This is a genomic window from Actinomadura rifamycini DSM 43936 (genome assembly GCF_000425065.1).
Lineage (GTDB): Bacteria > Actinomycetota > Actinomycetes > Streptosporangiales > Streptosporangiaceae > Spirillospora > Spirillospora rifamycini.
This window is the reverse complement of record NZ_AULB01000012.1, coordinates 229,728-250,620: the sequence shown is the minus strand read 5'-3', so window position 1 is coordinate 250,620 and position 20,893 is coordinate 229,728. Positions and strand designations below refer to the sequence as shown.

General features: G+C 73.8%; 20 protein-coding genes and 1 tRNA gene. 13 read left to right on the top strand and 8 right to left on the bottom strand.

The window, feature by feature from the left end:
* The first annotated feature begins 96 nt into the window (after nt 1-96).
* The 10 genes from H505_RS0112820 (at nt 97) to H505_RS0112775 (ending at nt 10,530) form a co-directional block, all read left to right on the top strand.
* Entirely contained in the window at nt 97-1,056 is a 960-nt protein-coding gene (locus H505_RS0112820; protein WP_026402314.1) for an ABC transporter permease, read from the top strand.
* Entirely contained in the window at nt 1,053-1,958 is a 906-nt protein-coding gene (locus tag H505_RS0112815; RefSeq protein ID WP_064743612.1) for an ABC transporter permease, read from the top strand. The genes H505_RS0112820 and H505_RS0112815 overlap by 4 nt, the downstream gene beginning before the upstream one ends.
* Nucleotides 1,955-2,950, top strand: a complete 996-nt coding sequence (locus tag H505_RS0112810) for an ABC transporter ATP-binding protein (RefSeq protein ID WP_026402312.1) — start codon at nt 1,955-1,957, stop codon at nt 2,948-2,950. Before H505_RS0112815 ends, H505_RS0112810 begins: the two co-directional genes overlap by 4 nt.
* A complete protein-coding gene (locus tag H505_RS41525; RefSeq protein ID WP_051300600.1) occupies nt 2,943-3,968 on the top strand; it encodes an ABC transporter ATP-binding protein in 1,026 nt (341 codons plus the stop codon). Before H505_RS0112810 ends, H505_RS41525 begins: the two co-directional genes overlap by 8 nt.
* Nucleotides 3,965-4,429 (top strand): RidA family protein, encoded by a 465-nt coding sequence (locus H505_RS0112800; RefSeq protein ID WP_034517712.1) that lies wholly within the window; start codon nt 3,965-3,967, stop codon nt 4,427-4,429. The genes H505_RS41525 and H505_RS0112800 overlap by 4 nt, the downstream gene beginning before the upstream one ends.
* On the top strand, nt 4,426-6,036 hold the full coding sequence (locus H505_RS0112795) for an N-acyl-D-amino-acid deacylase family protein (RefSeq protein ID WP_026402310.1): 1,611 nt from the start codon (nt 4,426-4,428) through the stop codon (nt 6,034-6,036). Before H505_RS0112800 ends, H505_RS0112795 begins: the two co-directional genes overlap by 4 nt.
* A gap of 17 nt (nt 6,037-6,053) precedes the next feature.
* Nucleotides 6,054-6,926 (top strand): IclR family transcriptional regulator, encoded by an 873-nt coding sequence (locus H505_RS0112790; RefSeq protein ID WP_084550164.1) that lies wholly within the window; start codon nt 6,054-6,056, stop codon nt 6,924-6,926.
* Nucleotides 6,923-7,750, top strand: a complete 828-nt coding sequence (locus tag H505_RS50580; protein WP_034517710.1) for an amidohydrolase family protein — start codon at nt 6,923-6,925, stop codon at nt 7,748-7,750. The genes H505_RS0112790 and H505_RS50580 overlap by 4 nt, the downstream gene beginning before the upstream one ends.
* Nucleotides 7,747-8,850 (top strand): alanine racemase, encoded by a 1,104-nt coding sequence (locus H505_RS41515; protein ID WP_051300599.1) that lies wholly within the window; start codon nt 7,747-7,749, stop codon nt 8,848-8,850. Before H505_RS50580 ends, H505_RS41515 begins: the two co-directional genes overlap by 4 nt.
* Nucleotides 8,851-8,952: 102 nt before the next feature.
* Entirely contained in the window at nt 8,953-10,530 is a 1,578-nt protein-coding gene (locus H505_RS0112775; protein ID WP_026402308.1) for a sialidase family protein, read from the top strand.
* A gap of 48 nt (nt 10,531-10,578) precedes the next feature.
* Here H505_RS0112775 and H505_RS0112770 read toward each other — a convergent pair whose 3' ends face one another.
* Nucleotides 10,579-11,445, bottom strand: a complete 867-nt coding sequence (locus H505_RS0112770) for an NAD(P)-dependent oxidoreductase (RefSeq protein ID WP_026402307.1) — start codon at nt 11,443-11,445, stop codon at nt 10,579-10,581.
* 111 nt (nt 11,446-11,556) lie between these two features.
* Between H505_RS0112770 and H505_RS0112765 the strand changes: the two genes are divergently transcribed.
* Nucleotides 11,557-11,937, top strand: coding sequence for a winged helix-turn-helix transcriptional regulator (locus H505_RS0112765; protein WP_026402306.1), 381 nt, complete (start codon nt 11,557-11,559; stop codon nt 11,935-11,937).
* A 6-nt stretch (nt 11,938-11,943) separates the two neighbouring features.
* Here the strand turns inward: H505_RS0112765 and H505_RS0112760 are convergent.
* A tRNA-Arg gene (locus tag H505_RS0112760) sits at nt 11,944-12,019 on the bottom strand.
* 198 nt (nt 12,020-12,217) lie between these two features.
* On the opposite strand from H505_RS0112760, the gene H505_RS0112755 reads away from it, so the two are divergent.
* Both H505_RS0112755 and H505_RS41510 read left to right on the top strand, forming a co-directional pair.
* Nucleotides 12,218-12,631, top strand: a complete 414-nt coding sequence (locus tag H505_RS0112755; protein ID WP_157432977.1) for a hypothetical protein — start codon at nt 12,218-12,220, stop codon at nt 12,629-12,631.
* Between the two features lie 100 nt (nt 12,632-12,731).
* Nucleotides 12,732-13,766 carry a D-alanyl-D-alanine carboxypeptidase family protein gene (locus H505_RS41510; RefSeq protein ID WP_034517708.1) on the top strand — a complete coding sequence of 345 codons (1,035 nt, stop codon included), beginning with the start codon at nt 12,732-12,734 and terminating at the stop codon, nt 13,764-13,766.
* Between the two features lie 2 nt (nt 13,767-13,768).
* Here H505_RS41510 and mscL read toward each other — a convergent pair whose 3' ends face one another.
* The 6 genes from mscL to H505_RS0112720 all read right to left on the bottom strand — a co-directional run bounded on the left by mscL (nt 13,769) and on the right by H505_RS0112720 (nt 20,797).
* Entirely contained in the window at nt 13,769-14,179 is a 411-nt protein-coding gene (gene mscL / locus H505_RS0112745) for a large conductance mechanosensitive channel protein MscL (protein ID WP_026402304.1), read from the bottom strand.
* Between the two features lie 232 nt (nt 14,180-14,411).
* The gene (locus H505_RS0112740; protein ID WP_026402303.1) at nt 14,412-15,104 is read right to left on the bottom strand and encodes an SAF domain-containing protein; all 693 of its coding nucleotides are present in this window, start codon (nt 15,102-15,104) and stop codon (nt 14,412-14,414) included.
* 92 nt (nt 15,105-15,196) lie between these two features.
* Nucleotides 15,197-16,003 (bottom strand): S-methyl-5'-thioadenosine phosphorylase, encoded by an 807-nt coding sequence (locus H505_RS0112735; protein ID WP_026402302.1) that lies wholly within the window; start codon nt 16,001-16,003, stop codon nt 15,197-15,199.
* A gap of 92 nt (nt 16,004-16,095) precedes the next feature.
* Complete coding sequence (locus H505_RS0112730; RefSeq protein WP_026402301.1) at nt 16,096-18,216, bottom strand: MMPL family transporter; 2,121 nt, start codon at nt 18,214-18,216, stop codon at nt 16,096-16,098.
* A gap of 609 nt (nt 18,217-18,825) precedes the next feature.
* Entirely contained in the window at nt 18,826-19,173 is a 348-nt protein-coding gene (locus H505_RS48890) for an FmdB family zinc ribbon protein (RefSeq protein WP_034517704.1), read from the bottom strand.
* Nucleotides 19,174-19,312: 139 nt separating this feature from the next.
* The gene (locus H505_RS0112720) at nt 19,313-20,797 is read right to left on the bottom strand and encodes a potassium/proton antiporter (RefSeq protein ID WP_026402300.1); all 1,485 of its coding nucleotides are present in this window, start codon (nt 20,795-20,797) and stop codon (nt 19,313-19,315) included.
* Between the last annotated feature and the right edge of the window lie 96 nt (nt 20,798-20,893).

Below are 20,893 nucleotides of genomic sequence, written 5' to 3'. Positions count from 1 at the left end.
CCGGCCTCCCGGACCGCCGGGCACCGGGACGCGCCCCGCCGCGGGCGCGTCCCGTCCCGGCCCGGGCTCGGGCGATCAACGAGAGGAGGTGAACGCGTGGCGCTCTACGTCATCCGGCGCCTGCTGGTCAACCTGCTGGTGTTCGTCCTGATCAGCGTCGGGATCTTCAGCCTGGTGCGGCTCGCCCCCGGCGACCCGGTGCGCATGATGGTCAACCCCGAGCAGATGCAGAGCGGGGGCGCGGCGTTCATCGAGGCCAAGCGGCACGAGCTGGGACTGGACCGGCCGGTCTTCGTCCAGTACTGGAACTGGCTGGCGGACGCGGTGCGGGGCGACCTCGGGTACTCCTACGTCGGCCACCGGCCGGTGTCCGCGGTGCTCGGCGAACGCGTCGGGCCGACGCTGCAGCTCATGGGGGCCGCGCTGGCGGTCGCCCTGGTGGTGGCGGTCGCGCTGGGCGTGGCCGCCGCGGTACGCCGCAACTCGGCGGTCGACTACGGCGCCACCGTGATCGGCCTGGCCGCGGTGTCGGTCCCGCCGTTCTTCCTGGGCATCGTCGGCATCTACGTGTTCTCGCTGAAGCTCGGCTGGCTGCCGTCCGCCGGGATGACGACGCCCGGCGACGGCGGGCCGCTCGACCAGCTCCGCCACCTGGTCCTGCCGGGGCTGATCCTGGCGTTCGTCACGGCCGGGCCGTTCACCCGGTACGTGCGCGGCGGGCTGGTGGACGAGCTCGGCGCCGACTACGTCCGGACGGCCGAGGCCAAGGGCGCGGGCCCGGTCCGGGTGGTCCTGCGGCACGCGCTGCGCAACTCGCTGATCCCGCTGATCACCGTGGTGATGTACCAGATCCCGCAGATGCTGGCGGGCGCGGTGGTGATCGAGCAGGTCTTCGCCTGGCCCGGCATGGGGCAGCTGGCGGTCAGCTCGATCGGGCAGCACGACTACCCGGTGATCGTCGGGTTCGCGCTGTACGTGGCGGTGCTGGTGCTGATCTGCAACCTGGTCGCGGACCTGCTGTACGCGGCCGTCGACCCGAGAGTGAGCCTCCGGTGACCGCGTCGATCCTTCCCACCGGTGAGAAGACCGGCAAGGCCGCGTCGGCGTCACCGCGGGCCCGGGCCCTGCGCCGGTTCCGCCGCAACCGGCTGGCCGTGGCCGGGGCGGTGGTGCTCGCGGTGATCGCGCTGGCCGCGCTGCTGGCCCCGCTGCTCGCGGGGCACCCGCCGAACGCGGTGAGCCTGGACGCCGTCCGGGAGGGCCCGTCCGCGCGGCACTGGTTCGGCACCGACACCTCCGGCCGCGACGTGTTCGCCCGGACGCTGTACGCGGGACGGGTGTCGCTGCTGGTCGGGCTCACGGCGGCGCTCGCCGCCGTGCTCCTCGGCACGCTGCTCGGCGCGGTGGCCGGCCTGTTCGGCGGCTGGGCCGACAACGTGATCATGCGGTGCGCGGACATCGTGATGTCGTTCCCGACCGTGGTGGTGATCCTGGTGCTGGCCGGCATCATCGGCCCGAGCGTGCCCGTGCTGATCGCCGCCATCGGGTTCACCCAGTGGCCGGTCGCGGGACGGGTGGTGCGCGGCGTGACGCTGGCGCTGCGCGACCGCGAGTACATCCAGGCGTCCCGCGCGGCGGGCGCGAACTCCCGGTGGCTGATCCGCAAGCACATCGTCCCGGCGGCGCTGCCCCCGGTCACCGTGACCGGCACGCTGGCCGTCGCGCAGGCGATCATGCTGGAGACCACCGCGTCCTTCCTCGGCCTCGGCGTCCGCCCGCCGCAGGCGAGCTGGGGGAACATGCTGAACGACGCGCAGAACCTGACGCTCGTCCAGACCATGCCGTGGCTGTGGATCCCGCCCGGCATCGCGATCGCGGTGACGGTGCTCGCCGTCAACTTCGTCGGGGACGGGCTGCGGGACGCCGTCACCCCGGCCGGACGGGGTGGTGACAAGTGAACGCTCCACTGCTGGAGATCGAGGACCTCGTCGTCGAGTTCGACACCGACGAGGGCACCGTCCGCGCGGTGGACGGCGCCGGATACACCGTCCTGCCGGGGGAGACCCTCGGCGTGGTCGGCGAGTCGGGGTCGGGCAAGAGCGTCACCGCGATGTCGGCGCTCGGGCTGATCAAGCCGCCCGGCCGGGTGGCGTCCGGACGGATCGTGTTCGACGGCGTCGACCTGCGCGGGCTGCCGCCGCGCGAGCTGCGGCGGCTGCGCGGCGGCCGGATCGCGATGATCTTCCAGGATCCGATGACCGCGCTGAACCCGGTCATGACGATCGGGGGGCAGCTCACCGAGGCGCTCCGGCTGCACGACGCGCGCATGTCCCGGGCCGCGGCGCGGCGGCGCGCCGCCGACCTGCTCGCGCTCGTCGGGGTGCCGGGCGCCGCGAAGCGGCTCAAGCAGTACCCGCACGAGTTCTCCGGCGGGATGCGGCAGCGCGCGATGATCGCGATGGCGATCGCCAACGAACCCGACCTGCTGATCGCCGACGAGCCGACCACCGCGCTGGACGTCACCGTCCAGGCCCAGGTGCTCGACCTGCTGCGGGAGGCCCGCCGGGAGACCGGCGCCGCCACCGTCCTGATCACGCATGACCTGGGCGTGGTCGCCGAGATGGCCGACAGGGTCGTGGTGATGTACGCGGGCCGCGTCGTCGAGCACGGCCCGGTCGCCGAGATCTTCCGGGCGCCGCGGCACCCGTACACCCGGGGGCTGCTGGACAGCCTGCCGCGGATGGACGAGGACGCCGACGAGCTGACCCCGATCCCGGGGGCGCCGCCCGCGCCGGGCGAGGTCACGGCCGGCTGCCCGTTCGCGCCGCGCTGCGCGATGGTCCGCGACAGGTGCCGGACGGAGCGTCCCGAATTCGCCCCGACCGGGCCCGGACGGACCAGCGCCTGCCACTTCCACGCCGAACTGGCCGGGGAGGACACCGATGGATGACACCGAGGAGGTCCTGCGCGTCACCGGGCTGGCCAAGCACTACCCGGTGCGGTCGGGCCCGCTGCGCCGCCGGACCGGCAGGGTGCACGCCGTGGACGGCGTGGATCTCGCCCTCCGGGCCGGCCGGACCCTGGGCCTGGTGGGCGAGTCCGGCTGCGGCAAGACCACGACGGGACGGATGGCGGTCCGGCTGCTGGAGCCGACCGCCGGGAAGATCGTCGTGGCGGGCCGGGACGTCACCCGCGCCCGCGGCGCCGACCTGCGCGCGCTCCGCCGCGACCTGCAGCTGGTGTTCCAGGACCCGTACGCGTCGCTGTCGCCGCGCATGACCGTGCACGACATCATCGCCGAGCCGCTGCGCGTCCAGGGACGGTACGACGACGGCGGGGCGAAGCGGGTGGCGGAGCTGCTCGACATGGTGCGGCTCGCGCCCGCGCACGCCCGGCGCTACGCCCACGAGTTCTCCGGCGGGCAGCGGCAGCGCATCGGCATCGCCCGCGCCCTCGCGCTCGACCCGAAGGTGCTCGTCCTGGACGAGCCCGTCAGCGCCCTCGACGTGTCGATCCAGGCGCAGGTCGTCAACACGCTGCGCGAACTCCAGCGCGACCTGGGCGTGGCGTACCTGTTCATCTCGCACGACCTCTCGGTGGTGCGGCACGTCTCCCACGAGATCGCCGTGATGTACCTCGGGAAGGTCGTGGAGCGCGGGACCCGGGAGGACATCTTCCGGCGCGCCGCCCACCCGTACACGCAGGCGCTGCTGTCGGCCGTCCCGCGCCCCGAACCGGGCGGCGCCGGGCGCCGCGACCGCATCACCCTCACCGGGGACGTGCCGAGCCCCGTCGACCCGCCGTCCGGCTGCCGGTTCCGCACCCGCTGCTGGAAGGCCCGGGACGTCTGCGCGGCGGAGGAGCCGCCGCTGGTCGTCCGGGAGGGGAGCGGCCACCCGGTCGCCTGCCACTTCCCCGGACCGGCCGAACCCCGCACCGGCACCACCACGACGAAGGAGACCCAGTGAACGACGCCGACACCCGCCTGGCCGCCGCCCCCGCCGACCCCGCACCGGCGGGGGAGCGCCCCGCGGTCGCCGCCGTCCGGCGCGCCGGGACGCGGCTGATCGCCTCCGGGCAGGTCGCCGTCCGGGACGGGCGGCTGCTGGCCGAGGGACGCGTCGGCGACGGCGTCGCGTTCGACGAGGCCCGCGCGTGCGCGCGGCAGTGCGCCCGCAACGTCCTCACCGCCGTCCGGGACGAGCTGGGCGGGCTGGACGAGATCGAACAGGTCGAGGCCGTGACGATCTGGGTGGCGAGCGCGCCCGGCTTCACCGACCAGCACCTGGTGGCCGACGCCGCGACCGAACTGCTCCTGGAGGTCCTCGGCGAGACGGCGGGACGGCACGCGCGGGCCGCGCTGGGCGTCGCCGCGCTGCCGACCGGCAGCCCCGTCGAGGTCCAGGCGACCTTCCTGCTGCGCTCATGACGGACCTGCTCATCACGGGCGGGACGGTCGTCGACGGGACGGGCGCCGCCCCCGTCCGCGCCGACGTCGCCGTCACGGGCGGCCGCGTCGAGGCGATCGGGGACCTGGCGGGACGCCCCGCCGCGCGGACCCTCGACGCGTCCGGGCACGCGGTGACGCCGGGGTTCGTCGACGTCCACACCCACTCCGACCTCACCCTGCTGTCGGGGCCGGAGGCGCACAGCGCCGTCCGGCAGGGCGTCACCTCGGTCGTCGTCGGGAACTGCGGCCTCGGCGTGGCGCCGGTCGCCGCCGACCCGGCCGCGCTGCGCGCCGCGGCCGGCTACCTCGACCTGGACCCGGCCGTCCGCTGGACCTGGTCGGACCTGCCCGGATACCTCGCGGCGCTCGACGCCGCCCGCCCCTCGGTCAACGTCGCCGCGCTCGTCGCGCACATCCCGCTGCGGGCCGCCGCGGTCGGGTTCGCGGACCGCCCGGCCGGCGCGGCCGAACTCGACCGGATGCGCGGCCTGCTCGGCGACGCGCTCGCCGCCGGGGCCGCCGGCGTCTCCACCGGCCTGGTGTACGCGCCGGCCTGCTACGCCCGCGACGACGAACTGCTGGCGCTCGGACGCACCGCGGCCGAGCACGGGCGCCTGTTCGCCTGGCACGTCCGCGACTACGCCGACGGGCTGCTCGACTCCGTCCGCCAGGCGCTCGCGGTCGCGTCCGCCACCGGCTGCCGCACGCAGATCTCCCACCTGGTCGCGGTGGGGCGGCGCAACCACGGCTCGGTCGCCCGCGCCCTGGACCTCATCGACGACGCCCGCGCCGGCGGCGCGGACGTCGCCTTCGACGTCTACCCCTACCTGGCCGGGAACGCGCCGCTGTCCCAGCTGCTGCCGGACTGGGCGCAGGAAGGCGGCGATAACCTCATGCGCGGCCGCCTCGCCGACCCGGACGTCCGCGCGCGCGTCGCGGACGAGTGGCGCGACATGCCGCTCACCTGGGACGACATCACGGTCAGCCGCGCCCCGGACGGACCGGCCGACTCGGGCGACGGCGCCGACGAGGCCGGCGGCGCGATCGTCGGCCGGACGATCGCCGAGATCGCCGCCGCGGCCGGCACCGACCCGTCGCGCGTCGCGCTCGACCTCGCGGCCGCGCACGGCAACGGCGTCCAGATGATCGCCGCGGGCCGCGGCGAACGGGACCTGCTGGACGCCCTCGCCCACCCGGCCGCCGTGATCGGGTCGGACGGGCAGGCGCTCGACCCGGACGGCCCCACCGGCGGCGGCGCCCCCCACCCGCGCTCCTACGGCTGCTTCCCGAGGCTGTTCGCGGAGTACGCGCGCCGCCCCGGAGGGCTCCCGCTGGCCGAGGCGGTGCGCAAGTGCACCTCCGCGCCCGCCGAGCGGGCCGGGCTCGCGGACCGCGGCGTCCTCCGCGAGGGCGCGGTCGCCGATGTCGCCGTGTTCGACACCGAACGGATCGCCGATCGGGCTACGTTCGCTTCACCCCAGCGGTTTCCGGACGGGATCCGCGCGGTCGTCGTCGGCGGCCGTCCCGTGGTCGAGGACGGCGTGCACGGCGGCGCGCGTCCCGGCGAGATCCTCCGCATCCCCTGAACGAAGGCGAGGCACCCATGGCACGAACCACGGCACGCCGCCGCGACGTGGACGACGACCGCCCGGCGTCGGCCAACTACCACGCCAACGCGCTGGCCCGCGGGCTGGCCCTGCTGGAAAGGCTCGCCGCGCAGGGCGCGACGCTGACGCTGAACGACTTCGCCGCCGACACCGGCCTGCCGAAGAGCACCCTGGTGCGGCTGCTCGCGGTCCTGGAGGAGATGGAGTACGTGGTGCGCGCCGACGAGCGCCCCGCGTACCGGCTCGGGCACAAGACGCTGGCGCTGTCGACGGCCTACCTGTCCGGTCTCGACCTGTCCCAGATCGCCGGCGCCCACCTCGCCGGGGTCGCCGCGGACACCGGGCAGACCGCCAACCTCGGGGTGCTGGACGGGCCCGAGGTCCTGCACGTGTGCGTCCGGGAACCCGACCGTCCGATCCGGTTCCACATCCTGCCCGGCACCCGCGACGCCGCCTACTGCACGGGCCTCGGCAAGATGCTCCTCTCCCGCGTCCCCGCCGCCGGCCGGGCGCCGCACCTGCCGCCCGAGCCGTTTCCGCGCCGCACCGACATGACGCTGACCACGTCCGCCGCCCTCGCCCGCGACCTGGCGGCCACCGCCGAGCGGGGGTACGCCCTCGACGACAACGAGGGCAGCGTCGGGCTGCGCTGCGTCGCGGTCCCGGTCGAGGTGAACGGCGTCTGCGTGTCGGCGGTCAGCGTGTCCGGGCCGTCCGCCGAGTTCGGCGACGACCGGATCGCCGCCCACCTGGACCGGCTCCGCGCGGCCGCAGCGGCCCTCGCGGCCGACGCCGACGTCGTCGCGGCCCTGGAACACCTGCACTCGTCGCTGCGCTCCGGCGCACCCGGCACACCGGAGGACAATTGATCGACTTCCACACCCACTGCCAGCGCCCCGAGCACTGGGGCCACGAGTGGGACGACCACTGGGAACCCGTGTACGGCCGGGGCGCCCACGAGTTCGGCCCGGCCGACTACGACCGGGCGATGGCGGACGTGACCGCCGCGTGCGTCTTCGGCATCCGCGCCACCGCCGCCGGGGTCCTCACCCCCAACGACCACACCGAGCGCTTCTGCGCGGAGACCCGCACGGACACGATCGGGTTCATGGCGCTCGACCCGACCGACCCCGACGTCCTCGACCAGCTCGCCGACGGCGTCCGGCGCGGGCTGCGCGGCATCAAGCTGTACCCGGTGCTGGCGCTGTTCGACCCGACCGACACCGCGTACGACCCCTTCTACCGGGCCGCGACCGAGGCGGGACTGGTCGTCCTGTGGCACATGGGCGCCACCCCGAGCCCGGCCGGGGACCTGTCGGTCAGCAACCCCCTGGTGGTGGACGACGTCGCGCGGCGGCACCCCGGCCTCGTCCAGATCATCGCGCACCTCGGCCATCCGTGGCAGCGCGAGACGATCGTGACGCTGCGCAAGAACCGGCGCGTGTACTCCGACGTGTCGGCGAGCTGGGCCCGCCCGATGGACGGCTACCTGGCGCTGGCCCGCGCCCAGGAGTGGGACGTGGTCGACCGGCTCGTCTTCGGCTCCGACTACCCGCTCTGGACGCCCGCCGAGGCCGTGGCCGGGCTGCGCGAGATGGTCGGGCGGCGCCCGTCCGGCTTCCCCGAGATCAGGCCGGAGACCGTCGAGTGGCTGCTCGACGGCGACCCGCGTCCGGCGATGGGGCTCGCGTGAACGTGCCGCTGGCGGAGATGGCGACCCCCGCCCTGCTCGTCGACCGGGCCCGCATGGAGGCGAACCTGGCCGCGATGGCGGCGTCCGTCGGCCGCGCCGGCGTCGCGCTGCGCCCGCACTTCAAGACGTCCAAGTGCGTGGCGGTGGCCCGCCGCCAGCTCGCCCACGGCGCGGTCGGGTTCACCTGCGCGACGCCCGCCGAGGTCGCCCTGCTGCAGGACGCGGGGGTCGCGGATCTGCTGTGGGCGCACCAGCCCGTCGGGCCCGCGAAGGTCGACTTCGCGGTCCGGGCCGCCGGGCGGGGCGGGCTGACCGTCGCGCTGGACTCGGCGGAGGCCGCCGGGCCGCTGTCCCGGGCGGCCGCGGCCGCGGGCGTCGCCGTGCCGTTCGTCCTGGAGGTCGACACCGGCCTGCACCGGGCGGGCGTCGATCCCGACCGGGCCGTGGCGGCCGCCGCCGCGATCGCCGCGCTGCCCGCGCTGGAGCTGCGGGGCGTCCTCACCCACGAGGGCCATCTCGCCGCGCACGGCTCCGACCGCGCCGGGCTGGAGGCCGCGGGCGACCTGGCGGGGCGCACGCTCGTCCAGGTCGCCGAGGCGCTGCGCGCCGACGGCCACGCGTGCCCGCTGGTCTCGGTGGGCTCCACGCCGGGCGCGACGTCCGCGCCGTTCGCCGAGGGCGTCACCGAGGCCCGTCCCGGTACGTACGTCTACTACGACTCCAACCAGGTCGGGCTCGGCAGCGCGCGGGTCGAGCAGTGCGCGCAGACGGTGCTCGCCCGCGTCACCAGCGCCCAGCGCCCCGGAACGGTCATCATCGACGCGGGAATCAAAGCGATGAGTTCCGACACCATCGCCACGGCCGGAATTCTCGGCATCGTTTGCGACGTCGACGGCGTGCCCATGGAAGGAATCCGTTTCGGCAACGCCAACGAGGAGCACGGTTACCTCACCGGCCCCGGCACGTCCAGGCTTCGCGTGGGGGACCTGCTGCGCATCATTCCCAACCATGCCTGCGGCACGACCAATATGTGGAGCGCCGTACATTTCGTGGACGCCGGTTCGGCCGTAGAACGGCACCCGATCGAGGCCCGCCACTGAATCCTGTGCCACGGTCGCAAAACTGAAAACGCATGAGCCCGGATCCATTGACATGGAATGATATTCCGTGTTTTATCCGGGCTTATGTTGTTCAAACGAGCGATGTCCATCGCCCTGGGCGCGGCGCTCCTGCCGGCCCTGTCCGGCGCCGTGGCGCACGCGGCCCCGCCCGACGCCTCGACCCCGGACCGGCCCGACGTGATCGTGGGACAGGCGGCCCCGGGGAAGAAGCTCCACTTCCCCAACATGGAGCGCCTCCACGACGGATCCCTCTTCACGGTCGTCCGCGAAGGGGCCGGGCACACCGGACAGGACGGCCGGCTCCTCATGCTGACGAGCCGCGACGGCGGCCGGACCTGGACCTCCCCGGCGGTCGCCCACGACTCCCCGTACGACGACCGCGACCCGATGATCGCCCAGCTGTCGTCCGGCCGGCTCGTCCTGAGCTGGTTCCAGATCGACTACTCGGTCTCGCCCGCCGAGCCGATGGGCACGTTCGTCCGGCACAGCGACGACGGCGGCGCCACCTGGTCCGAGCCCGTCGCGGTGGGCACCGCGATGAGCGGCGAGTCCGACATCGTCGACACCTACGAGCTGGGCTGGGCGGCGAGCCACGGGCAGGTCAAGGAACTGCCGGACGGCGAACTGGTCATCCCCCTCTACGGCACCGTCCCCGACGACCGCTGGCAGCGCGCCACCGTCGTGCGCAGCCTGGACGGCGGCGAGACGTGGGACGCCGGCACCGAGGCGACGATCGGGGCCGAGGAGGGCACCCACTTCCAGGAGCCCGTCCTCACCGTCCTGCCCGACGGCACGGTCCACGCCCTGCTCCGCATCGGGACGGCGGCCTCCACGATGGGCGCGGTCCGCTCGCGCGAATCCTGGTCCCGCGACGGCGGCCGCACCTGGAGCGCGCCCGCCGAGATCGACATGGTGACGTCCTCCGCGCACACCGAGGTCCTGCGCAACGGGGACGTCTTCCTCGCCTACGGCGACCTCTCCGGCCGCTTCACGAGCCGCCGCGGCACCGTCGGCGCCGTCCTGCGCGACCCCGGACGCTCGTGGACCGGAGCCCCGCGCGACCTCGTCTACGACTCCGGCACCGGCGACCAGGCCAACCCCGCGGTCGCCGAGGTGCGGCCCGGCCGCGTCCTCGTGCTCGGCTACGACTCGACCTCCGGCCGCCTGATCGGCGACTTCGTCGACGTCCACGGCATCCGTCCCGACCGCCCCGACCCGAGGCGCGTCGACCTGGCCGCCCTGCACGCCGCCGGCCGCCTCACCATCGACACCGACCTGACGTACACGGCCGCCGACCGGCCGGACGTGGGCCCCGCGGGCGCGATCGACGGGGTCGTCGGCTACAACGACGCCGCGTGGGCGCCCCGGTCGGGACCGGCCCGGTACACGCTCGCCTTCGACCGGCCGACCCGCGCCGCCCAGATCGGCGTCTCCCTCAAGCCCGGCCACGCCGAAGCGGCGACGGTCCGGGTCCGCGCCGCCGACGGCACGTGGCGGACGGTCGGCGAACTCGACCACCGCGTCCGCTGGGGCGACGACCTCACCTGGTTCCCCGCCGCCCCCGGCGCACCGATCGACCGGATCGCGGTCGAGATCACGCAGGCCGACGGGTGGGCCGTCCTGTCCGAGGTCGCCGTCCGCGCCCCCGGACGGCACTGACCGCGCACGGAACGCGCCGGTCCCCTCGGGGATCCGGCGCGTTCCCCGTCACCCCCGCATGCTCTCGATGATCCGCTCGAAGTCGTCGGCGCCGTGCCCGTCCTCGACCTGCCGCCGGACGAGCCCCGCGACCATCTCGACCGGCACCGGCTCGACGCCCTGCTCGCGGCTCGCCCGGGCGATCGCGTCCAGCGCCGCGGCCGTCCAGTCGAGGCTCTGCCCCGCGTCGCCGCTGCCGCCGCCGTCCACGACCCGCGCCATCTCCGGGAGGGCCCCGGTCATCGCGGCGAGGAACGGCGCGGCCCGCGCGGCGAACTCCGCGGCCGTGATCCCCGCCGCCCGCACCATCGCCGCCCCGTGCAGGAACCCGCTGAACAGCGGATACATCCCCGCCAGCATCGCGAGGTCGAACAGCGACGCCGTCCCGGCGTCCGCCCCGTCGTACACCGCGTCCGCCCACAGCCCGAACAGCTCCCGGTGCTCCTCGAACACCTCCCGGGACCCGCTGTAGAGGATCTGCCCGCCCGGAGCGCCGATCATCGGCGGCGTCGCCATGATCGCCCCGTCCAGGTACGCGATCCCGTGCGCGTCCGCCCACACGGCCAGTTCCCGCGCCTCGCCCGGCGTCGTGGTCGTCAGGTTCACGACCGTGCGCCCCCACAGCCCGTCCGCCACCGGGCCGAGCGTCTCGTGCACCGACGCGTGGTCGAACAGGCACACCACCACCGGCCCGCCCGCGGCCACCGCGTCCCGCAGCCCGGCCTCGACGGCACCCCGCCGGACCAGGTCGTCCGCCCTCCCCGGCGTCCGGTTCCACACCGCCACCGGACGCCCGGCGTCCACGAGCGCACCGGCCAGCGCCCGTCCCATCGCACCCATCCCGAGCATCGCGACGGGGGCCTGCGTCTTCGCCATGGAAGCAACTCCTTGATCGTCGATCGGTCGCCTCCATGCTGGAACCGTCCCGCCGAACCCGGAAGTACCCACTATCTTCTGGGGTACTTACCTTCGAGTTAGTGGGTGCGCATGACGAAGCCGGCCAGGCGCGGACCGTACTTCTGCGGAATCGACGCCGCCCTCGACGTGGTCAGCGGCAAGTGGAAGGGCCTGATCCTCTGGGAACTGGACGAACTCGGCACCCGGCGCTTCGCCGAACTCCGCCGCGGCCTCCCGGGCGTCAGCGAGAAGATGCTGACCCAGCACCTGCGCGAGATGGAGGAGGACGGCCTGATCCACCGCAAGGTCTACGCCGAGGTGCCGCCCCGCGTGGAGTACTCCCTCACCGAGCACGGCCGCGCCCTCAACAAGGCCCTCGAACCGCTCGGCGCATGGGGCCGCGACCGCATCCGCCGCGAGGCGTCCGACCTGGTGGACCACCCCGAAGTCCCCCCGATGCCCCGCCCCTGACGGTGGTGGCGCCCCCGGCAGGATTCGAACCTGCGACACCCGCTTTAGGAGAGCGGTGCTCTATCCCCTGAGCTACGGAGGCCGGTCGTCGCTCGCCGCACGAGCGTAGCGGACGGCACCTACAGGGTAGAGGACGGGCGCCGATGACGCGCGTCCTTATCCCCTTCGCCCGTCCTGTCCCGTCGATCGCGGCGGATGTGGGATGAGTTGACATCCGGTGCGCGGAATCTGTGGGGATGGCGCTAGGCGGAGTGCGACGACCTCGGTACGCTTCGGTGCCGTGACGGGTCGGCATCGTGGGCAGTCGGAGGCGGGCACGGCCGAAGAGCGGACGCCCCGGCGGAGACGGGCGGCGGTCATCGGCGTGCTGGTGGTGGTGCCGGTCCTTGCGACCCTCGGCGCGTTCACGTTCGGGGGCGACCGGGACGGCTCGGCCCGCGCCGCGGCGCCCGTCCAGCAGATGACGCCGGCGGCGGAGCCGACGTACGGGAAGTACGTCGCGCCGGAGGCCGGGCCGCAGGCCGACACCCTCACCCCGCCGCCGCCGCGGGCGCCCGCGCCGACGGCCGCGACGCCGCGCAGGTCGTCCGCGCCGAAGCGGGCCGAGCGGTCCAGGGAGCGGCGCGAGTGCAGGTGGGAGGACGTCCCGTTCCTCGAACGGTGGTGCCGCTGGCGCGGCCGCGGCGACCGCTGAACCGTCGCCGGATCGGCACCGCGATGACGCAGGGTGCCCGTCCCGGTTCTGGTAGCGTTCTGGCGCTGATCCGCATTCGGGCATCAGGAGGAAAACCACCGTGCCGAACCCCCGGTCGGCTGCGCTGACCGCGGTCTTCCTGGTGATGGCGATATTCTCCGCGCACGGCGTCGCGAGAGCGGCCGACAACCCGGCCGATGCCTTCGAGAAGCTCCGCAGCGAGGCCGCGAAGGCCCGCGAGGAGCTGGAGAAGGCCACGGGCGAGATGAAGGACCGCCGGCAGGCCCTCAAGGAGTCGCAGGAGAAGCTGCGCACCACGCTGAAGGACCTGGCCGCGGCCGAGGCCGAGCTCAACCGGATCCGCGAGCCGGTGGCCCGGCTGGCGAACACGTCCTACCAGCATCCGGACGCCACCGGCTCCCTCGCGATCTTCGGCGGCGGCAGCCCGGTGCAGGTGCTGCGCTCCACCGCGGACGTCACGATGCTCGCGCAGACGCAGCAGGCGCTTGTGGACCGTGCCGACGACCTCCAGGGCCGCCACCGCGAACTCGCGTCGACCGCGCAGGAACTGCAGTCGAGCAACGCGGTCGAGCAGGCCCGCGTCGAGCAGGACATCGCCTCGCTCAAGAAGCGGTCGGCCGAACTCACCGAGCAGCTCAACGGCCTGCTCGGCGACCTCCCCCGGTCGAAGCGGGTGCAGCTCGAGTGCGACGAGGGCCTGGTGGCCGAGGCGAAGGGGTTCCCGAACGGGCTGATCCCGTCCAAGTACCTCTGCGACCTGCCGCAGAAGGGCCACCAGCTCCGCGCGGACGCCGCCCTGGGGTTCTACAAGCTGAACACCGCCTACAAGGAGCGGTTCGGCCGCGAGATGTGCGTGACGGACGCCTACCGCAACCTGTCCGAGCAGCACAGCGTCTACGCGCGCCGCCCCGGCTTCGCCGCCGTCCCCGGAACCAGCAACCACGGCAAGGGCCAGGCCCTGGACCTGTGCGGCGGCGTCCAGAGCGCCGGGTCCGTCCAGTTCGCGTGGATGGAGGCCAACGCCGAGCGGTACGGATGGTTCCACCCGGCGTGGGCCTATAGCAATCCGTTCGAACCGTGGCACTGGGAGTACGGGACCGACAGCGCCCACTGACCTCAGACGGACGCCTGGACGGGCGTGACCTCCGCGGTGCAGAACCGGCAGCGGCGCGCCTTGACCGGGATGCTCCCGAGGCACTCGGGGCAGTCCCGCTCGGTGACTTCCTTGTTGCGGTCCATGCGCTCGATGAGCTTCGACATCGGCAGCACGACGAAGAAGTACACGACCGTCGCGGTGATCAGGAACGCGATCGCCGAGGTGAGGAAGATCCCGTACGGGAACTTCGTCCCGTTGACGGTCACGGCGAGGCCGGTGTAGTCGGGCTCGCCCCCGATCAGCGCGATCAGCGGGTTGATGAACGAGTCGGCGAAGTCCTTCACGAGGCTCGCGAACGCCGCGCCGACCACGAACGCGACCGCGAGGTCGACCAGGTTGCCGCGCAGCAGGAACTTCTTGAAACCACCCATTGAACGCTCCACTCCTCGGGGGTGACGCGCCCATAGGAACGCGCCGCTGAACCGCCCGGCACAACCCGAACAGCACGCACCGGAACGGTCACGGATCGTATGGTTTCCCCACCCATTTCGCCAAGTCGCACCCATCCCCCCGCGGCCGGGTTGAGCGCTTTCACCCGCGCTCAGGTGAGTGATCGTGAAGCCGGACGCCTCCGTGCCGGTCGGCTGCCCTCGGGGCCGGGGTTCAGGTGGGGGCGATCGTTACGGAGAGGTCCGTTCGGGCTCCGGCCAGGGCGGAGGCTTGGGATCTGGTGGTGGCGAGGACCAGGAGGGCGCCGTCGCGGGTCGCTTTCTCGTCGGCGGCCGGTACTGCGATCACCGGGACGGACGACACCACCACGCGCGCGCCGCCCCACGGTGACGCGTCGCCTGCCGGACGGGCGGAGGGAGCGGCGGCCGGGGTGTGGTGCGGGAGGTCGGGTGGGGTTTCTCCGGGTGGTTCGGGGACGGCGAGACCTTCGGGCGGGGCGGCCAGGACGTCGATGCGGTCGCCGGGGCGGACGAGGCGGACGGTGTCGGCGTCGGCGATGCGGACCGGGGCGGCGACCTTGCCGGGGCCGTGGCCGCGCAGCAGGCGGTCGCCGATGACGCGGACGTCGGTGAGCGGTTCGCCGCGGCGCATGGGGCCCGCGAGGACGCGTCCGGCGGCGCCCGAGCGGAGGGCGCCGGACGGCGCGGCCCCGGCGGGGAAGGGGACGGGACGGACGTCGGACGGTGCCAGGGTCGCTCCGGCGGGGAGGTCGCGGGCGGCGGCGAGGACCTGGACGGTCGGGGGCGGGCCGGGGCGCAGGGTGAGCAGGGCGAGCCACGCGGCGGCCGCGGCGAACAGTGTCGCGAGCGGTCGGCGCAGGCGGGGCGGGAGCGTCGGGCGGGTCACCTGCTTCTCCGGTGGGTTGAGCGGGCTCGGGTGTGCTCGCCCCGGCCGTCGGGTGCGGGACGACTCGACGGCCGGGCTGGGAATCCGGCGGGTCAGGGGAGTTGGAGGGGGAGGTCGATGCCGTCGAGGACGTTCGGGCAGGGGCAGTCGCGTTCGGTGGGGAGCGCGGTGACGATGTCGGCGGCGAGGGATCTGAGGCGGCCGACGTTCTCGCCGAACACCCGCAGGACCTCGTCCATCGTGACGCCCTCGCCTTCTTCGATGCCGGCGTCGAGGTCGGTGACGAGGCACAGGGGCGTGTAGCAGAGCGCGAGCTCGCGGGCGAGGACGGCTTCCGGGTGGCCCGTCATGCCGATCAGCGTCCAGCCCTGACCGGCGAACCAGCGGGATTCGGCGCGGGTGGAGAAGCGGGGGCCCTCGATGACGACGAGGGTGCCGTCGTCGGCGAGGTCCCAGCCGGCGGAGCGGGCGGCCTTGAGGGCGGTGCGGCGGCCGTGGGGGCAGTACGGGTCGGCGAAGGAGACGTGGACGGCGGCTCCCTCGTCGTAGTAGGTCTGCGGACGTCCGGACGTGCGGTCGACGAGCTGGTCGGGGATCGCGAGGGTGCCGGGGCCGAGGTCGGGGGTGAGGGAGCCGACGGCGCTGGGGGCGAGGACCTGCCTCACCCCGAGGGTGCGCAGGGCCCACAGGTTGGCGCGGTAGGGGATGCGGTGCGGCGGGTACCGGTGGTCGCGGCCGTGGCGGGGGATGAACGCGACGCGGCGTCCGGCGAGTTCGCCGACGGCGACGGGGTCGCTGGGCGGGCCGTACGGGGTGTCGACGCGCACCTCCTCGATGTCGTCGAGGAAGGAGTAGAAGCCGGAGCCGCCGATGACGCCGAGGGAAGCCGTGGTTGACATGGGGCCGACATTAGCCATCGGGGGAGGAGGGGCGTCAGGGCGTTCGGGATTGTGGATAACTCCGGGCGGGGCGCGGTGCCCCGCCCGGAGATTCAGTGGACGAGCTGGTGCACTTCGGGCTTTTCTTCGGCCGGTTCCTCGCGGGCGAGGCGGCTCGGCGTCCAGATGCGCGGGCCGATGTCGTGCGCGAGGGCGGGCAGCAGGAGCGAGCGGACGATCAGGGTGTCCAGCAGGACGCCGAGGGCGACCGCGAAGCCCAGCTCGACCATGAACACCAGCGGCAGCGTGACCAGGGCCGCGAACGTGGCGGCCAGGACGAGGCCCGCCGAGGTGATGACGCCGCCGGTGACGGTCAGGCCGCGCAGGATGCCGCGCCGGGTGCCGAGCGACTGCGACTCCTCCCGGACGCGGTGCATCAGGAAGATGTTGTAGTCGACGCCCAGCGCCACCAGGAAGATGAACGCCAGCAGGGGGAACGACGCGTCGGCCCCTTCGAAGCCGAAGACGTGCTCGAAGAAGAGCGCGGAGGCGCCCAGGGACGCCAGGAAGGACAGGATCACCGTCGCCATCATCAGCAGCGGCGCCACGAGCGCGCGCAGCAGCAGCACGAGGATGCCGAACACGACGACCAGGACGATCGGGATGATGACGAGGTTGTCGCGGGACGACGCCTCGTTGGTGTCCACGCTGATGGCGGTGGTCCCGCCGACCTTGGCGTCCTCGGGCAGCGAGGCGCGGAGGCGCTCGACGGTCCGCTGCGCCGCTTCGCTGTCGGCCGGTGCCCGCAGCGTCGCCTCGTACTGGACGAGCCCCGCCGCGGTCTGCGGCGCGCCGACCTCCGCGACGCCCTCGGTGCCGCGGATGGCCGCCGCGAGGTCGTCCGAGGCGCCTCCCGGGGCGATGACGACGGCGGGGGAGCCGGACCCGCCGGGGTAGTGCTCGGTCAGGACGTTCTGGCCCGCGATGGAGTCGGGACGTCCGGTGAACATCCCCTCGTTCGACAGTCCGGTGGCGTTGAGGGAGAACAGGCCGAGCGTGAGACCTGCCAGGGCGACCGCGGTGGTGGCCCAGAGCGCGCGCGGGCGCCGGCCGACGAGCGCGGCGACCCGGCTCCAGACGCCGTGCTCCGCCTCGTACGCCTCGGGCTCCAGGTACTTGGCGTCGTAGCGGGGGATCAGCGGCCAGAACAGCCAGCGCCCGCAGACGACCAGGAGCGCGGGGAGCAGCGTGAGCATGGCGGCGAGCGCGGTCAGCACCCCGGCCGCGGCGACCGGGCCCATTCCGGCGGTCGAGTTCATCGCGGCGAGCAGCAGGCAGACCAGCCCGGCGGCGACGGTCGCGCCGGACGCGATGACGGCGGGCGCGGCGCGGCGCAGCGCGAACGCCATGGCCTCGTGCTTGTCCTCGTGCCGGTGCAGTTCTTCCCTGTACCGGGCCACGAGGAGGAGTGCGTAGTCGGTGGCGACGCCGAAGACCAAGACGGTCAGGATGCCCGCGCTCTGCCCGTTGACCGTCAGGTCCGCGTACTTGGCCAGTAGGTAAATGAGCGACTGGGCGAGCCCGAGGGCGAACAGCGCGCTCACGACGGGGACGAACCACAGGATCGGGCTGCGGTAGATGAGCAGCAGCAGGAAGATGACGACGCCGCCCGCGGCCATCAGCAGGAACCCGTCGATGCTCTCGAAGACCTCGAACTGGTCGGCGCCCGCGCCGGCGGGCCCGGTGACGTGGGCCGCGAGGCCGGGCGGGCCGCGCTGGGCGAGGTCGCGGGCCTCGTCCACCGCGTCGACGAGGGTGTCCTCGCCGGTGAGGGGGACGAGGACCTGCAGCGCCCGCCCGTCCTCGGACGGGATCGGGCCCTGCACGGTCTCCGCGCCGGGCAGCGCGCGGAACGCCGCCGCGTCCTCGGCGACCGCCGCGCGGTCCGCCGCGGTGATGCCGGACGGCCGTTCGTAGACGATGACGGCGAGCATCGACTCCTCGGAGCGGAAGCGCTCCTGCAACTCGACGACCTGCGTCGATTCGGCGCCTTCGGGCAGCCAGGACGACGCGTCGTTCTCCTCGACGTCGCCGAGCTTCCCGGCGAGCGGGCCGAGCGCGGCCAGCAGGACGATCCACAGGGCCAGGACGGCCCACTTGGTGCGGCGGCCGGCGATCAAGCCGGCGAGTCGGTCGGTGCGGGCGCCTGGGGGCGCCGGGCTGCGTTCGCTCATGTTCCTCTCCGCTGCTGGTCGAGCGGGGTGCCGAAAACGCGATATATCGCGTTGGCGCTCACAGTCCCTCGATCACCGAGAGGTGTCAAGTACTATCTCGACTCGCGGCCGATGGTGGCCGGTCGTCTCACGAGCGCCCGCGGCTTGCGCCGTCCGCGCGGTTCCCCTCGGACCCATGCTCGTCGCGGAGGGGCCGCTCGCGCGTCGGGCGGGGGAACCGACTCGCGGTACCTCCAGGGGCGCAGGATCGGCGACCGCGTTCGGCCTGGAGGCGTAGGAGAGGGGCGGCCCGGCGGGCCCGGGAGACGGCGCGGGGCGCCCTCGGCTCCGCCGGAAGCAGGAGGGGGCCGGCGTCACCGCAAGTGGGAGCGGTGGCAGGGGAGGGACGGCGCGGGGGCCCGGCCCGGTCCTCTCGGATGACGTCCGACGGGAGCGGGGGGCGGAGGGCGCGGCGGGAGCGACGGCTCGACCGCCGGGCGGGGCGCCGCGGACGGGACGGGGCGAGCCCGGCGTCACGCGGGACGCGCGCGGCGTCCGTCCGGGCTCAGAAAGCGCGAGAAGGGCGGGGACGGCGGCCGTGCGGCCGGCGCCCCCGCCCGCTCGGCGAAGTCAGGCGACCTTTTCTTTCGACGACGAGGACGACCCGGAGTCGCCGCTCGACGAGGACGAGGACGACGAGGACGACGACGAAGCCGACGAGTCGGACTTCGCGGAGTCGCCCGACGAGGTCGACGAGCCGTTCGACGAGCCGGACGAGGAGCCCACGGTCGACTTCCCGGAGCCGCGGCTGTCGGTGCGGTAGAAGCCCGACCCCTTGAAGATGATCCCCGCCGCGGAGAAGACCTTGCGCAGCTTGCCCTCGCACGCCGGGCATTCGGTCAGCGCGTCGTCGCTGAACTTCTGCACGACCTCCAGAGGCTCGCCGCACTCGGTGCAAACGTACTGATACGTCGGCACGGTTCCTCCTAGCTGACTCAGCCCGGCGGGTGGCCCCGGACTGGCACTCACTCTGAACGACTGCTAATGGTACCCGTGAGTTGAACAGGAATCGTCCCCGGTCTGTTCCCCGGTCCGCCCGCCGGCGGCCAAGCGCCGGTCAAGCACCGGTCTCGCCGAACCAGCCGGCGAGCTTCCCGCGGCGGCTGACGGCGCGCAGGCGGCGCTCGGCGACCTCCCGCACCTCCTCGGTCGTCACGACCAGCAGGGTGTCGCCCGAGTGCAGCGGCGTGGTGGGCTCCGGCACGAAACTGGACCCGTCCCGCACCACCAGCGTGACGGACGCGCCCGCGGGGAGCCGGAGCTCGAAGATCTCCACGCCGTTCAGCAGGGAGTCGTCCGGGATCCGGACCTCCAGCAGGTCGGCGTGCAGTTCCTCGAGGGGCGCGGCCTCCACGTCCAGCTCGCGGGTCGCGTCGTCGCGCTCCAGCCGGCACAGCCGCGCGGCCAGCGGCAGCGTGGGCGCCTGCAGCAGGGTGAACACGACGACGATGTTGAAGATGATCGCGAAGCTGCGGTCGGAGTCGGGGATCTCCTCGACCATCGGGATGGTGGCGAGGACGATCGGGACGGCGCCGCGCAGCCCGGCCCACGACATGAAGATTCGCTCGCCCAGCGGGATCCGGAAGCCGACCGTGGAGATCAGCAGCGACAGCGGGCGGGCGACGAACAGCAGGAGCGACCCGATGACGAGCGCCGGGATGATCTGGCCGGGGAGGTCGCCGGGCGAGGCGAGCAGGCCGAGCATGACGAACAGCCCGATCTGCGCCAGCCAGCCGACGCCCTCGGCGAAGCCGCGGGTGGCGGGGCGGTGCGGGAGGCGGGCGTTGCCGAGGACGAGCGCGCTGACGTACACGGCCGCGAACCCGCTGGCGTGCATGAGCGACGTCGCGCCGTACGCGCCGATCGACATCGACAGGACGGCGATCGGGTAGAGGCCGGACGCGGGGAGGGCCACGCGGCGCAGCGCCTGGGCGCCGAGCCATCCGATCGCGATGCCCATGAGGGTGCCGACGACCAGCTCGTAGACGAGCATCGCCGACAGTTCGAGCAGGTTCGGGACGCCCTCGGCGGTGGCGAGCGCGATCACGACGATCACGACGGGCGCGTCGTTGAAGCCGGACTCGGCCTCCAGCAGGCCCGTCACGCGGGAGGGCAGGGGGAGCCTGCGCAGGACGGAGAAGACGGCGGCGGCGTCGGTCGGCGCGAGGGCGGCCGCGAGCAGGAACGCCACGCGCCAGTCGAGGCCGATCAGCCAGATCGCGGGGAGGGCGACGATGACGATGCTGAGCAGCGTCCCGACCGTCGCGACGCTGATCGCGGCCGGGACGGACGAGCGGACGTGCCGCCAGTTCGTCGTGAGACCGCCCTCGGCGAGGATGAGGACGAGCGCCGCGAGCCCCAGCGTCTCGGCGAGGGCGACGTTGTCGAAGTCGATGTGGAGGGGGCCGGACTCGCCGATGAAGAGGCCGAGACCCATGTACGCGAGCAGCGTCGGGAGCCCGGCCCGGTGCGACAGCCGGACGGCGACGATGGCGCTGAGTACGAGCGTGGCCCCGAGGAGTAGCCAGATGTCGAGCTGCACATCCCACCCTTCGCGGGGTCGTCAAAGTTGATCGTTTAGGGATCCTACAGATTGGCCGCCCATTTGCGCATTTCGGGTTGAGTGTCGGAATCCCCG